This window comes from Glycomyces salinus (genome assembly GCF_016428645.1).
GTDB lineage: Bacteria > Actinomycetota > Actinomycetes > Mycobacteriales > Micromonosporaceae > Glycomyces > Glycomyces salinus.
In genome coordinates, this window is record NZ_JAELXW010000010.1 from 16,906 (window position 1) to 31,126 (window position 14,221).

Genomic DNA, 14,221 nt, shown 5'->3' on the forward strand with positions numbered 1-14,221 from the left:
AAGGGCATAGCTTCACGAGGCTCGCTCAATGTAACCTCCGTGTTCATGGAACGCCGACCACTTGGACGCAGCGGCATCGAGGTCTCCTCGATCGGGCTGGGCACGATGACCTGGACCACCGACGAGGCCGGGCTCGAGGACGCCGCCGCGCAGCTCCAGACCTTCGTGGAGTCCGGGGGCACCCTCGTGGACACCGCGGACGTGTTCGGGCAGGGCGCGTCCGAGGCCGCAATCGGCCAGCTCATCGGGAAGGTGGTCGCGCGCTCGGAGATCCACATCGCCACCAAGGCCGGCGTCCGCACCGACGGCTCGGACCGCAAGCGCGACACTTCGCGCGGCTGGCTGATGCGGTGCCTGGAGCATTCGCTGCGGCGGCTCGGCACCGACTACATCGACCTGTGGCTCCTGCACGTCTACGACCCGGACACGCCGATCGAGGAGACCATGGGCACCCTGGACGCGGCGGTCGCCAGCGGCAAGGTGCGGTACGCGGGGGTGTCCAATCACACCGGCTGGCAGACGGCGAGGGCGATGGCCTGGCAGCAGGCGTGGCCGGGCCGGACCCCGATCGTGGCCAGCGAGGTGGAGTACTCGCTGCTCCAGCGCGGCATCGAGCGCGAGGTGCTGCCGGCGTGCCTGGCGATGGAGCTGGGCGTGCTGGCATGGTCGCCGCTGGGACGGGGGGTGCTGACCGGCAAGTACCGCTATGGGCGGCCCTCGGAGTCACGGGCGGCCTCGGCGCAGTGGGCCAGGTTCGCCGCAACGTATCTGGACGAGCGGTCGGCCGGGATAGTGGAGGCGGTGGCGACCGCCGCCGACGGACTGGGCGTCAGCCCCCTGGAGGTGGCGCTGGCGTGGGTGCGTGACCAGCCGGGGGTGGCCAGCGCGATCGTGGGTGCCCGCAACGCGACGCAGCTGCGGGCGTCCCTGGCGGCCGAGCAGTTGTTCCTGCCGCCGGAGATCCGGCTGGCGCTCGACGACGTGTCGGCCCCGGCGGTCGGCTACCCGGAGAGCTACTGACCGCCTTCGCCCATGGAGGCGATCCACTCGTCGACGCGGCGCTCGGCCTCTTGTCGGGAGACGTCCTCGACGCGGGTCATGATCGCCCAGCGGCGCCCGAACGGGTCGGCGATGGAGGCGTAGCGGTCGCCGGTGAGGAACACGCTCGGCTCCTCGCGGACCCGCGCTCCGGCCTCGACGGCCTTGGCGTAGACGGCGTCCATGTCCGGGACGTAGAGGACGAGGCTGGCGGTGATCATCTCGGGGTCGGGAGAGGCCATGCCCCAGCGTTCGTCGGCGTCGCCGAGTTGGAGGATCGAGTCGCCGATCTGGATCTCGCAGTGCATCAGCTTGCCGTCGGGGCCGTCGTTGCGGCTGAGGACCCGCGCGCCGAAGACACGCTCATACCATTCGACGGCCTTGGCACCGTCGTTGACGACAATGAACGGCGTGATCGAGTGGTAGCCCTCGGGAATCGAATTGACCTTGGTTTCGCTCATGCCCTCAGTCTCGCGGCCGACCGGACCGCGCGCTTGTAAAAAAGCGACGTACCCCGGATCTAGCATCGAGGGCGTGGAAGGACCTACCGCCAGCGATAAGGGGATACTGCGGCCCGCCGAGGCGGCCGAGTACATCGACCTGCGGCGCTACCCGGCCGAGGGCGCGCTGTCGTGGTACGTGGAGCGGTTCTGGGCGGTCCACTGGGACCTGCCGGAGGGCGCTTCGTACGAGTCGGTGGTGATCCCCCATCCGTGCGTCAACCTCAGCTTCATGCCGATCCTCGGCACCGAGGTGCACGGCCCTGGCACCGCCGTCTCGCGGCATCCCCTCACCGGGACCGGCCGGGTGTTCGGCGTCAAGTTCCGTCCCGGCGGGTTCAGCGCCTTCACCGGTCGGGACGACGCCGACTTCGCCGATTGGACCGTGGGTGCGGTGGCCGTGTTCGGGCCCGAGGTCGAGGAGTTGAACTCGATCGTGCTCTCGGGTCCGGACGAGGTCGCGGCCGGGGTCGTGTCCCGGTTCCTGACCGACCGGATGCCCGAGCGGGTCGACCGGCGCTACGAGCGCCTGCTCGAGATCGTCGCGGCCATGCTCGCGGATCGGACGATCACCAAGGTCGAGCAGGTCGCCGCCCGGTTCGCGACCACCCCGAAGAGTCTCCAGCGGCTGTTCCAGGCCTACATCGGCCTGGGCCCGAAGTGGCTGATCCGCCGCTACCGCCTGCACGACGCGGCCGACCGGCTCGCGGCCGAGCGTGATGTGGACCTGGCCCGGCTCGCGGTCGAGCTGGGCTGGTCGGACCAGGCCCACTTCACGCACGACTTCAAGGCCGTGATCGGGCTGCCCCCGGCCGAGTACGCAGCGCAGTGCGCCTCGCCCGCGCGGGAGCTGGTCATGGACATTCGGTGATCGCGCCGGAGTCCATGACCACGTGCCGCCCGGCGAAGAGCTCGCGCAGCCGCCGGTCGTGGCTGACCAGGATCATCGTCCCGGTGTACGCGGCCAGGGCCTGCTGGAGCTGCTCGGCCAGCAGCGGGGACAGATGGTTGGTCGGCTCGTCCAGCAGCAGTATGTCTACCGGTGCTGTGACAAGACGGGCGAGTTCGAGGCGGCGGCGCTGCCCGACCGAGAGTGCCGACACCGGCACTTCGAATTGATCGTCTGTGAACAGCCCCAGGCGGGAGAGTGCTTCGGCGTGTTCGTCGACCGTGCCGACCCTATCCTCGGCGAACGCCTGGAGTACGGTTCTCCGCTTCGCGTCGGGTTCTGAGAGCTGCCTCAGATGGCCAAGCGTGCCATTGCATTCGACCTTGCCTTCGTCGGGCTCCAGTTCACCCCCGATCACCCGCATCAGTGTGGTCTTTCCGGCGCCGTTCGCGCCGGTGACCAGGATTCGGTCGCCGTGCACGACGGTCAGCTCCGGCACCTTCAGCCGGTCGCCGACCACTACTCCGTCGATCTCCACCGCCGGGACCTCCTCGGACACGTCGGTGGTGGCTATCGCGGCGTTGAACCGCAGCGGTTCCGGCGGCGGGGCAACCGGGTTCACTCGAAGTCGCTCAAGCTGCTGTTTCGCCACCTTGATGCGGCTGGCCGCGCCGTGGCCGCGGTCCCGCAGGCGGTGAGCTCCGGTGCCCATGCCTGCCTTCTCCATCTTGCGGGGGATCGCGTTCATGCGTCCGGCGTTCGCGTCCACGAGTGCCTGCTGGCGCTCGACCTCGGCGTTCCAGTGATCGTAAGCGTCCTGGTGCTGTCGGCGTTCGACCTCCTTGGCGGCCAGGTACCCGTTGTATCCGTCGCCGTAGCGGCGGGCATTGCGGTCGGCGACCTCGACCATGGTGGTCGTGATCGACTCCAGGAAGGCGCGGTCGTGAGTGACTGTCACGACGGTTCCCGGCCAGTCTCGGAGCTGCGCTTCGAGCCAGGTGACCGCCTCGTCGTCGAGGTCGTTCGACGGCTCGTCGAGCAGCAGCAGGGCGGGACGGGCGGCGAGGGTCGCGGCCAGCATCAGACGTGACCGCTCACCTCCGGAGAGGGTGCCGAGCGGCCGCTCCGGTTCGAGTCGGGGCAGTCCGAGGGCCCCGCGAGCCCGTTCGACGCGCCGATCGGCCTCCCAGCCGCCGCGTGCCTCGAAGCGGGCCAGGAGGTCAGCGTATTCGTCGGCGGCCTCCTCGTCATCGGGGATCCGCCGCTCGCACTCGCGCATGGCCGCTTCGATCTCGCGCAGGTCGGCCAGTGCGAGATCGATCGCGTCGGCGACGGTGTCCCCGTCAGGCAAGTCGAGGGTCTGCGGCAGGTAGCCGACGCCGCCGGGCGAGCGGACGGTGAGTTCGCCGTTGTCGGGCGCTTCGACTTCGGCCAGTAGCCGCAGCAGCGTGGACTTGCCGGAGCCGTTGTCGCCGATGACGCCGACCTTCTCCCCTGGCGCCACGGACAGTGAGGTCCGATCGAGGACGAGGTTGTCGCCGTAGCGCTTCGTTATTTCTACAATAGATAGTTGGGTTTCGCGGAACATTCGCGCCTCCAGACAGCCGTTGGCGGGTAAATGGATACCGGTCGGCGGCGCACGCGCCAGTGCGGTGCAGAGAGCACGATGCAGCACTGGAGTTGAGAGATGAGGATGCGTGCGCCAATTCCCTGCGGAGCTCGGCTCGACGCGAGGGCTGCTCGGCTACTAGAGGAAGTAAAGCAACATCGTTCGCAACTATAGTGAGCAGACGGGTCGTGTGTCCAGAGGGTTCGGAAGGCGGGCGCGGTGAGCACGCTCACCGCGCCCGCCGTCGCCGGTCAGACCTGCTGGAGGAAGCGGTGCATGGCGGTGACGCCGAATTGGAGGCCGTCGATGGGGACGCGCTCGTCGATGCCGTGGAACAGGGCGGTGAAGTCCAGGTCCGCGGGGAGTTTGAGCGGTGCAAAGCCGAAGCAGCGGATGCCGATCGAGGCGAACGCCTTGCCGTCGGTGCCGCCGGAGAGCATGTACGGCACCGTCTTCGCGCCGGGATCGCAGCGCTTGATCGCATCGGCCATCGCGTCGACCAGGGGCCCGTCGAAGGAGGTCTCGATGCCCGGCTGGCGGATCTCGTAGTCGAAGTCGATGCCTTCGCCCGCGAGTTCGCGCAGTTTCTCTTCCAGCTCGTCGTTGCGGCCCGGCAGGGACCGGCAATCCAGGACGGCCTCGGCGCTGGAGGGGATGACGTTGGTCTTGTAACCGGCGCTCAATCGGGTCGGGTTGGCGGTGTTGCGCAGCGTGGCGCCCACCAGGCGGGCCACCGGGCCGAGCTTCGCGACCGTCTTGTCGGGGTTGTCGGGGTCGAACTCGATGCCGGTGAGCTCCGAGACCGAATCGAGGAACTGGCGGACGGTGGGGGTCATCTCGACCGGGAACTCGTGCTGGCCGATGTTGGCGACGGCGCGGGCCAGGCGGGTGACGGCGTTGTCGTCGTGCAGCATCGAGCCGTGCCCGGGGCGGCCGGAGGCGCGCAGCCGCAGCCAGTCCAGGCCCTTCTCGGCGGTCTGGACCAGATAGATTCGCAGGTCGTTGCCGACAGTCATGGAGAAGCCGCCGACCTCGCCGACCGCCTCGGTGACCCCTTCGAAGACCTCGCGGTGCTCCTCGACCATGAACCGGGCCCCGTAGTCCGAGCCGGCCTCCTCGTCGGCGGTGAACAGCAGCACCAGGTCGCGCGGCGGCACCGTCCCGGCGCGCCGCCAGGAGCGGACGACGGCCAGCAGCATCGCGTCGAAGTCCTTCATGTCGACCGCGCCGCGCCCCCACAGGTAGCCGTCCATGATCTCGCCGCTGAAGGGGTCGACGCTCCACTCGCTCGCCTCGGCCGGGACCACGTCCAGGTGGCCGTGCAGGAGCAGCGCACCGCGCTCGCGGTCGGCACCCGGGTAGCGGGCGGCCACGGACGCGCGCCCCGGCAGGGACTCGTAGATCGTCGGTTCGAGGCCGACCTCGGCGAGCTTCTCGGCCACGTACTCGGCGGCGGCGCGTTCCCCTTTCGCGGTCGACGGGTCTCCGGTGTTGGTGGTGTCGATTCGGATGAGGTCGCGGGCGATGTCGACGACCTCGTCCGCGGGACGGGGCGGGTTCGCGGTTTCTGGCATTGTTGATTTCTATCAAGCCGCTCGCGCGGATCTCATCCCGCGGTGCCGTCGACCACCGCGGACCTCGCTCGGCGGGCCCGCATCCGTCTGCGGCGCTTGGCCGAGATCGGGTCGGCCAGGCGCGGGGCGACCGGGCCGATCGCGGCCATGATGAGCACGTAGGCCGCGGCCAGCGACCCCAGCTGCGGATCGAGCCCGGCGGCGACGCCCAGTCCGGCGATGACGATCGAGAACTCCCCGCGCGGCAGCAGCACCATTCCGGCGCGCAATCGCCCGGTGAAGGCCGACCCGGCGCGCCGGGCGGCCCACCATCCGGTGGCGAACTTCGTCGCGATCGTCACCGCCGCCAGTCCGAGTGCCACGGCCAGCACCGGCGGCAGGTCCTGCGGATTGGTCTGGAGGCCGAAGTTGACGAAGAAGACCGCCGCGAACAGGTTCTTCAGCGGTTCGAGCGTGCGTTCGGCCTGGTGGGAGACGTCCCCGGAGAGGGCGATCCCGACGAAGAACGCGCCCACGGCCGCCGAGACGTGCACCTGCTCGGCCAGGCCGGCCACGATCAGGATGCTGCCCAGGACCTTCAGCATGAGGATCTCGTCGCTGGGCGAGGCCAGGAACCGCGACAGGTAGGTGCCGCCACGGGAGGCGACGATGAAGGCCGCGCCGACCGCGAGCAGTGCCAGCGCCAGGCCCCAGGCGGCCTCCGAAAGAGCGAGCCCGGCCAGGATGGTGGTCACCACCGGCAGGTACAGCGCCATCACCAGGTCCTCTGCCACCAGGAGCGACAGCACGGTCGGGGTCTCCCGGTTGCCGAGCCAGCCCAGGTCGGACAGCACCTTCGCGATGATCCCCGAAGAGGAGATGTAGGTGACCCCGCCCATGACGACGGCGGCCAGCGGGCCCCAGCCGAGCAGGAGGGCGACCGCGACGCCGGGGGCCGCGTTGAGCGCCAGGTCGACCAGGGCTCCGGCCCAGGAGGTCCGCATGGTGCCCAGCAGCTCGCGCGGGGTGTATTCGAGGCCGAGGGTGAACAGCAGCAGCACGATGCCGATCTCGGCGCCGATGTCGAGGAAGCTCTCGATGGCCTCCAGGTCGTGGATTCCGCCGTCGCCGAACGCGAGGCCGGCCAGCAGATAGAGGGGGATCGCGGAGACGCCGAACCGGCCGGCGACCGCCCCCAGGACGCCGAGGGACCCGATCACCAGGCCGAGCTGGAGGAACACCTCAACGAGATGGTCCATACGCGCTACTCGAGCCCGCGCAGTATGCGGTCGACCTGGTCCACCGCTTCCTCAGTGCCGATGGTGACCAGGCGGTCCCCGACGTGGAGGACCGAGGACGGCGACGGCCCGGTCTCGACGTGGTCGTCCCGGACGACGGCCACGATCGAGGCGCCGGTGCGGGTGCGGGCGCGCGTGTCGCCCAGCGGCCGGTCGGCGTACGGGCTCGTGGCGCCGACCTTGACCTGTCGGGAGACGAGGTTGTCGATCTCGTGGTGCAGCCGGTTGAGCTTCTCGACGATGCGGGCGCCGCCGAGCAGCTCCCCCACCGAGGCCGACTCGTCGGCGTCGAGCACGACGCACTCCAGCGCGGAGTCGGGGTCGTCGGGGTCGTAGAGGATGAAGTCGCGGCGCCCCTCACGGTGCGCGACCACGCCGAGGTGGACCCCCCGTTTGGTCTCGAATTCGAATCGGACGCCGATGCCGGGCAACTCGGTGCGCTCCACGTCCAAGGCGGGTCACTCCATTCGTTCGTCTTGTACGCAGAGAACCGTATCTCAACGCGGACAGTAGCCGTCTCAGGCCGCGGTCAGTGCCTCTTCGCGGTCGAGTATGAAGTTGTAGACGCGCTCGGGGACTCGGAGGCGCTCGTCGGCCTCGTAGAGGTCTCTGACCTCGGCGGCGGTCTCGGGATCGGCGGTGATCGCCGCGAGGCGGTCGAGCAGTTCGCCGAGCTCGTCGCCGACCGGTTCGCCGGGCCGGGGCATGGCGCCCCAGAAGTCCCAGGGCAGGAGCTCCAGGTCGGAGAGCGCGGCAGTGTCGCGGATGAGGTCGCCGACGACGAACAGTTCGCCGTACATGTCGGCGCCGTTGAAGCCGTAGCGGTTCGGGTCGTCGCCTTTCCGGCAGCGGTTCCAGGCGTCGCCGGCGACGAGGAACTGGTCTCGCGGGATGTCGGTGAAGTCGAGGTCGACTTCGAAGTCGGCGCGTTGGATCGGGTCGATCTGGGCGTCGCCGAGGACCCAGCGGGCCTGGTCGGTGCTCCAGTATTCGACGACCCAGTGGTCTTCGAGGTTGGGGACCGGGAAGTAGGCGGCGAAGCCGCAGCGGGCCCGGGCGGGGACGCCGTGGGCGCGGAGGGCGGCGACGGCGAGGATGGTGAAGTGGCGGCAGCAGCCGCCGAAGCGGTCCTGCGGCTCGCGCGACTCGGTCAGGGGGCGCCCGTCGGACAGGAGCCGGTCGGCGATCTGCTCGGCAGACCTGAGGTGGGCGGTGTCGGTGTATCCGGGTTCGCGGTCGAGCCCGTAGAGCCAGGGCAGGTACTCGTGGATGACCAGGCCCTGGACGGTCCTGAAGAGTTCGGGGACCGTGTCCGGCAGGGCCCGGAGCGCTTCGAGGTGGGGTCCGGGCGAGGTGAAGCGTCCGGGGCGGGTGTAGAAGGCGAGGGTTTCGGTGTCGGTCATGGTCTCCTCCGGAGGGAACGGGTTGTGTGGCAGCCTAATGCAAATCCGCGATGAAGCGGTACCACCGGAGGTGAGGGGCGTGGACCTGCGTTCGGTCGCTATTGGCCGTCGGGGTCCTGGAGGTCGATGCCGGCGGCCGGCGGGGCGGCCAGTTCGGTCCGGTCGAGGGCGTCGATGATCTGGCGGCCCATGGCGGCCTTGGCCTCGACGGCCGGGTGGGTGGCGCCGTAGTCGTCCTCGTGGCCCTCGGTCTGGGTGGTGAAGGCGTAGACCACGGCGGGGGCGCCGTCGGCGGTGTAGACGACGCCGGCCTCGTTGCGGTCGGGTCCGTCGGCGCCGTACTTCATGGCGATGCGGGACCGCTGGGCCGAGGACATGTTGCGGCGGAAGCCGTCATGGTAGCCGGACAGGCCGCGCAGGATGCCGAGCATGGCGCCGGTGCCGGTCTCGGAGAGCAGTTCGCCGAGCGCGAGCCGGTGGAGCAGGTCGTTGAGTTCGTGCGCGGTGGTGTCGCCCAGCCACATCCGGTCGGGGTTGTCCTCGCTGGGGATGACGCGGGTGTCGGTGAAGCCCTTGGCTTCGAGGGTCTGGTTGATCTCGGCGGGCGGGCACACGAGCCCGCACAGGCGCACGGCGGTGTTGTCGGAGACCAGGAGGAGGGCGACCAGGATGTTGGCGACGGTCAACTCGTCGCCGAAGGCGGCCTGGTGGAAGTAGAGGCCGGAGCCGCCGAGGATGATGTCCTGGTCGAGGGTGATGCGGTCGTCGAGGGCGGCTTCGCCGCGGTCGACCTTGTCGAGTACGCCGAGGGCGATCGCGAGCTTGTTCATGCTGGCGGCGGTCTGGACGCTGCCGGAGTCGGCGTCGACGGCGGGGATGGGCGGGTCGTCGCCGTCGAGGACGGTGATCTCGGCCTGCCAGGTCCCTCCGGCGCGCTCGGACTCAGCCTCGTAGATGTCCTTGATCCGTCCGGCGAGTTCGCGGGCGTTCAGGGTGTCCTGTTCGGCCTGGGCCGGCGGCTGGTTCTCGGCGCTGGCCGCGGCGGTGCCGACGATGATCGCGCCTCCTGCCGTCAGGCCCGCCCCGATTCTGATCACTCCGCGTCGTTCCATCGTGGCCTTTCGTTGAGCGCCAATGGATATGCGTGAGTTCAACGTATATGAGCGTTTGACGCGGGCACGGGCGGCCCCCGCCGGTGAGAGCGAGCTGTGAGCGGTCTGTGAGCGTCGCGCGGAGCCTTCCGGGCATGGCATTTGCATTCGAAACAGAAGGGCTGGTCAAGCGCTTCGGCAGAACCGAAGCGCTGGCCGGAGTGGACTTGGCGGCGCGGCCGGGCACGGTGTTGGGGGTGCTCGGTCCCAACGGCGCGGGCAAGACGACCGCGATCAGGATCCTGGCGACCCTGCTGCGCCCGGACGGCGGGAGGGCGGAGGTCGGCGGGATCGACGTCGTGCGGCACGCGGCCGAGGTGCGGCGCCTGATCGGGCTGACCGGGCAGTACGCGTCGGTCGACGAGGAGCTGACCGGGCGGGAGAACCTGGTCCTGCTCGGGCGGCTGCTCGACCTGGGCTGGGAGCGGGCGAAAGTCCGGGCCGACGAGCTGCTGGAGCGGTTCGGTCTGGCCGAGGCCGCCTCGCGGCGGGCCTCGACGTACTCGGGAGGGATGCGCCGCCGCCTGGATCTGGCCGCGGGCATGGTCGGCGATCCGCAGATCCTGTTCCTGGACGAGCCGACCACGGGCCTGGACCCCGGCAAGCGGGACGAGCTGTGGCGGACCATCAGGGAGCTGGTCGCCGAAGGCCGCACGGTGCTGCTGACCACGCAGTACATGGAGGAGGCCGACGCACTGGCCGACGAGATCACGGTGATCAACCGCGGCGAGGTGATCGCACACGGCACCCCGGCCCAGCTCAAGCAGGTCGTGGGGGGTCAGGCGGTCGCCGTGCGGCCCGTCGACCCGGCGCATACGGCTCTGGCGGCGAAGGTGCTGCGGGCGGTCAGCGGGCACGAGCCGGACGAGTCGGGCGGCGTGGCGAGCGCTCCAGTCGACTCACCGCGACTGCTAAGTGAGATCACCGCCGGTCTGGATGCCGCGGAGGTGGAGGTCGCCGAGTTGTCGCTGCGGCTGCCGAGCCTGGACGACGTCTTCTTCGCCCTCACCGGGCACCACGACTCCCGAACCGACGCGGAGGTGGACGCGGCATGACCGCTTCGACGATTCCGGCCCGCAGGCCGTGGGGCTTGATGCGGCATTCGCTCGCGCTCACCGGTCGCAATCTCACCAAGGTCCGGCGCAATCCGGGGATCTTCCTGGACGCCCTGTTCATGCCGGTGATGTTCCTGCTCATGTTCGTCTACCTGTTCGGCGGCGCGGTCTCGGGTTCGACCGGCGAGTACCTGCGGTACCTGTTCCCGGGGATCCTCGTGATGACCACCGTGCTGGCCGGACTGCTGTCGACCGGGCTGAGCATCAACCGGGACATCAAAAAGGGCGTGTTCGACCGGTTCAGGTCGCTGCCGATCGGCCGTTCGGCGCCGCTGATCGGATCGGTGCTGTCGGACTCGGCCCGCTACCTGGTCACGCTGGTGACGCTGTTCGCCGTCGGCTTCCTGATGGGCTTCCGGGTGGAGACCGGGCCGGTGGAGGCATTGGCGGCCTGCGCTCTGGCGGTACTGCTTGGCTTCGCGCTCAGTTGGATCACTGTCGTGGTGGGGGTGCTCATCAAGGAGGAGGCGATCGTGCAGACGGTGGCGTTCCTGGGGATCTTCCCGCTGGCGTTCGGCACTTCGATGGTCGCGCCGACCGACACGTTGCCCGGCTGGCTCCAGTCCTGGGTCGAGATCAATCCGGTGACGCACGCGGTCGAGGCGGTGCGGGGGTTGCTGCTGGGAGGACCGGTCGCGGAGGCGGCTACGGCGACGGTGCTGTGGTCGGTCGCGTTCCTGGTGGTGTTGGTGCCGCTGTCGGTCTGGGCGTATCAGCGGCGGGTGTGAGCCTCGACCAGGGCGAGCACGCCCGGTCCGTCGAGGCCGGCTCCGCGGTCGAAGGCCGCGGTGAAGGCGCGCTCGCCCATCTCCTCGCGCAGGAGCCGGGTCAGGCGGCGGTTGTCCAGGCTGGAGGCGCCCATTTCCCATGGGGAGGCGGCGCCGAGCAGTTCGGCCGCGGGAGCGGTCTCGCCCTGGCGGTGCAGCCGCATGGCGGTTCCGACCGCGATCATCGCGACCAGGCCCATGTCACCGGATCGGCTCGCCATCTTGAACGCTGCGGCGGCGCGGTCGGCCGCGGCCGTCAGTCGTCCGGTCTCGGTGAGGAGCCGCGCGGACCCGTCCATGGCCATGGCCTCGAGGATCGGGTCGGTTTCGGCATGGGCCGACGCGCGAGCGATGCGCTCGGCGGCCTCGTCGAGGTCTCCGGCGTGCCGGGCGATCTCGGCGAGCGTCGTCTCACCCATGACCGCCGGGAGTCCGGCGGTGGTGCCGAGCAGGGCGGTCAGTTCGTCGCGGGCTCGCTCGGTCTCGCCCGCCGCGACGCGGATCATCGACAGGGTCACGCGGTGGTAGGCGTCCGAGCCGAGTTCGGCGGCGACTTCGATCGCCTCCTCGATCTGCTGGATCCCGGTCCGGTAGTCGCCGGTGGCGGTGCTGGCGAGCGCGGCGTACGAGAGCGCGTTGGCCCGGCCCCAGCGGTCGCCGGATCGGCGGAACTCTGCGGCCGAGGCGACCAGTTCGCGGCCCATTTCAGCCATGTCGCCCATGTCGCCGTAGAACAGGGAGCGGGTCATCGCGTACATGCCGCGCTTCCAGGGGTCGGCGGGTTCGGTGCCCAGCTCGGGCGGCGCCGACCGAGAGTGGTCCTCGCCCACGAGCATCAGCAGTGCGCGGCCGAGCGGCCCTTCAGGCCGAAGGGGCGGGTCGGCGTCGCGGGCGAGGTCCGGTTTCCCTGCGAAGATGGCATGGAACAGGAGTGTGGTCGCGGCCGACTCGCGGGCTGCTTCGGGGGCGGTGCCCTTGATCGAGAGGGCGGCGCGGAGACGGTTCGCGGCGGCGTCGTGTTCGCCTTGGATCGCCCAGAACTGGGCGAGGGCGGCGGTCAGGCGTACGGCGGTGTCGGCGTCGCCGGACTCGCAGGCGAAGTCGACGGCCGCGTTGAGGTTCTCCCTTTCGGGGAGGAGGCGGGCGAGCCAGGTCAGCTGTTCGGGTGCGCACAGGTGCGGTTCGGCGCGCTCGGCCAGGTCGAGGAAGTACACGGCGTGCGCCACTCGGTCCCGATCCGGTTCGCCGGACCTGGCCAGGACGAACTCGCGGATGGTCTCGAACATGCGGTAGCGGTCGCCGTCGAACTGGACGAGCGACTTGTCCACTAGGGATTCGACGGGAGCCCCGACGTGCTCGGCGGCTTCGGCGGTGAATCCGCCGGTGAAGACCGCGAGGCGTTCGGCAGCGTCGCGCTCGGAGTCGGTGAGGAGGTCCCAGCTCCAGGCGACGACCGCCTGCATGGTCTTGTGGCGGGGCAGGCTGGTGCGGTCGCCGCCGCGCAGGAGCGCGAAGCGGTCGTCGAGTTTGGATGCCATCGTCTCCAGTGACATCGAGCGGAGGCGGGCGGCGGCCAACTCGACCGCAAGCGGCAGGCCGTCGAGCCGTCGGCACAGTTCGGTGACGGGTCCGGAGGGTTCGAAATCGGGTCTGACGGCTTTGGCACGTTCGATGAAGAGCCTCGTGGCGGACTCGGTGTCGAGCGGGAGCACCGGGAAGAGCAGTTCACCGGTGATGCCGATCGGTTCGCGGCCGGTGGCCAGGATCGTCAGGTCCCGGCAGGGGCCCAGGAGCGCCGCGACCAGGTCGGCGGCGGCGTCGATGATGTGCTCGCAGTTGTCGAGCACCAGCAGCGCCGGTTCGGCGCCGAGTGCCTCGACCAGGCGGCTGACCGCGTCTCCGGGTCGGGCGACCTCGCGGAGGCCCAGTGCGGCGGCAGCGGCGCGGGCGACGTCGCCGGGGTCGGTCACGGAGGCCAGTTCGACCATCCAGACGCCGCCGGAGCGTCGGGCCTCGGCGGCGACGGTCGCTGCCAGGCGGGTCTTGCCGACGCCGCCCGGTCCGACGAGGGTGACCAGGCGTCCCTCGGTCAAGCGCTCGGCGATTCGGTTTCGTTCGGCTTCGCGTCCGATAAGGCTGCCCAAGGGGACCTTGAGGTTGCCGCGGTGCAGAGCCGGTTCGGCGCGGAGCGCGGCGAGGTGGGCCTCGCGGAGTGCAGGGCCGGGGTCGGCGCCGAGGTGGACGGCCAGGTGCTCGCGGATGGTCTCGAATGCGGCCAGGGCCTCGGCTTGGCGGCCGGCGAGTCGGAGGGCGTCGATGAGGAGGGCGTGAAGGCGTTCGCGGGTGGGGTGGGCGGCTGCGAGCCCGGTGAGTTCGGGAATGTGCGCGGCCGGGTCGTCGGGCAGTTCGGCGGTGACTCGGTCTTCGATCGCGGCCTGGCGCAGTTCCTTCAGGCGCGTGGCAGCGGCGGTCTGGTCGGGCAGGGCGGTGAGCGGCTCGCCTCTCCACAGGTCCAGGGCCCGGTGCAGGAGCCGGGCGGCTTCGGCGCGGTCGCCCGCTTCGAGAGCGCGGCGGCCCTGGGCGGCGAGGCGTTCGAAGCGGTGGACGTCTACGGCTTCGGCGGGGATTGCGAGACGGTATCCGTCGGCGGTGGCCCGGACTTCGGCGGCGTCGGGCAGGACCGCTCGCAGGCGGGAGACGAGAGCCTGGAGGGCGTGCTTGGGGTCGGCCGGCTCCCGGTCGGGCCAGACGGCAGCTCCGAGCGCGGTCGCCGAGACCGTCCGGTCGGCGTCGAGGGCGAGGCGGGTCAGCAGTGCGCCGAGACGCCTTCCCCCGATGGGGATGGTCCGGTCGCGGTCGTCGCGCACCGTCAAGGACCCCAGGATGTCCACTCGCATC

The 14,221-nt window shown here is 70.3% G+C and carries 12 protein-coding genes; 4 read left to right on the top strand and 8 right to left on the bottom strand.

Features of this window, described 5'->3' with window-relative positions; genetic code table 11:
• Positions 1 to 45 precede the first annotated feature (45 nt).
• A complete protein-coding gene (locus JFB92_RS03925; protein WP_199035075.1) occupies positions 46 to 1,020 on the top strand; it encodes an aldo/keto reductase in 975 nt (324 codons plus the stop codon).
• Here JFB92_RS03925 and JFB92_RS03930 read toward each other — a convergent pair.
• A complete protein-coding gene (locus tag JFB92_RS03930; protein ID WP_199035076.1) occupies positions 1,014 to 1,499 on the bottom strand; it encodes a VOC family protein in 486 nt (161 codons plus the stop codon). The genes JFB92_RS03925 and JFB92_RS03930 overlap by 7 nt on opposite strands.
• Positions 1,500 to 1,572: 73 nt before the next feature.
• On the opposite strand from JFB92_RS03930, the gene JFB92_RS26450 reads away from it, so the two are divergent.
• The gene (locus JFB92_RS26450) at positions 1,573 to 2,409 is read left to right on the top strand and encodes an AraC family transcriptional regulator (RefSeq protein ID WP_199035077.1); all 837 of its coding nucleotides are present in this window, start codon (positions 1,573 to 1,575) and stop codon (positions 2,407 to 2,409) included.
• Here the strand turns inward: JFB92_RS26450 and abc-f are convergent.
• The 6 genes from abc-f to JFB92_RS03965 form a co-directional block, all read right to left on the bottom strand.
• Entirely contained in the window at positions 2,393 to 4,015 is a 1,623-nt protein-coding gene (abc-f, locus tag JFB92_RS03940) for a ribosomal protection-like ABC-F family protein (protein WP_199035078.1), read from the bottom strand. The genes JFB92_RS26450 and abc-f overlap by 17 nt on opposite strands.
• 272 nt (positions 4,016 to 4,287) lie before the next feature.
• The gene (locus JFB92_RS03945; protein WP_199035079.1) at positions 4,288 to 5,610 is read right to left on the bottom strand and encodes a M20/M25/M40 family metallo-hydrolase; all 1,323 of its coding nucleotides are present in this window, start codon (positions 5,608 to 5,610) and stop codon (positions 4,288 to 4,290) included.
• A 32-nt stretch (positions 5,611 to 5,642) separates the two neighbouring features.
• Positions 5,643 to 6,848, bottom strand: a complete 1,206-nt coding sequence (locus tag JFB92_RS03950) for a cation:proton antiporter (RefSeq protein WP_199035081.1) — start codon at positions 6,846 to 6,848, stop codon at positions 5,643 to 5,645.
• A gap of 5 nt (positions 6,849 to 6,853) precedes the next feature.
• Positions 6,854 to 7,333 (bottom strand): cation:proton antiporter regulatory subunit, encoded by a 480-nt coding sequence (locus tag JFB92_RS03955; protein WP_307789018.1) that lies wholly within the window; start codon positions 7,331 to 7,333, stop codon positions 6,854 to 6,856.
• A gap of 72 nt (positions 7,334 to 7,405) precedes the next feature.
• Positions 7,406 to 8,290, bottom strand: coding sequence for a transglutaminase-like domain-containing protein (locus tag JFB92_RS03960; RefSeq protein ID WP_199035085.1), 885 nt, complete (start codon positions 8,288 to 8,290; stop codon positions 7,406 to 7,408).
• Positions 8,291 to 8,388: 98 nt separating this feature from the next.
• Entirely contained in the window at positions 8,389 to 9,387 is a 999-nt protein-coding gene (locus JFB92_RS03965; RefSeq protein ID WP_199035087.1) for a serine hydrolase, read from the bottom strand.
• Between the two features lie 149 nt (positions 9,388 to 9,536).
• Between JFB92_RS03965 and JFB92_RS03970 the strand changes: the two genes are divergently transcribed.
• Both JFB92_RS03970 and JFB92_RS03975 read left to right on the top strand, forming a co-directional pair.
• Positions 9,537 to 10,496 (top strand): ATP-binding cassette domain-containing protein, encoded by a 960-nt coding sequence (locus JFB92_RS03970; RefSeq protein WP_199035089.1) that lies wholly within the window; start codon positions 9,537 to 9,539, stop codon positions 10,494 to 10,496.
• Positions 10,493 to 11,284, top strand: a complete 792-nt coding sequence (locus tag JFB92_RS03975) for an ABC transporter permease (protein ID WP_199035091.1) — start codon at positions 10,493 to 10,495, stop codon at positions 11,282 to 11,284. The genes JFB92_RS03970 and JFB92_RS03975 overlap by 4 nt, the downstream gene beginning before the upstream one ends.
• Here the strand turns inward: JFB92_RS03975 and JFB92_RS03980 are convergent.
• A complete protein-coding gene (locus tag JFB92_RS03980; RefSeq protein WP_199035093.1) occupies positions 11,269 to 14,220 on the bottom strand; it encodes an ATP-binding protein in 2,952 nt (983 codons plus the stop codon). The genes JFB92_RS03975 and JFB92_RS03980 overlap by 16 nt on opposite strands.
• Position 14,221: the final 1 nt, after the last annotated feature.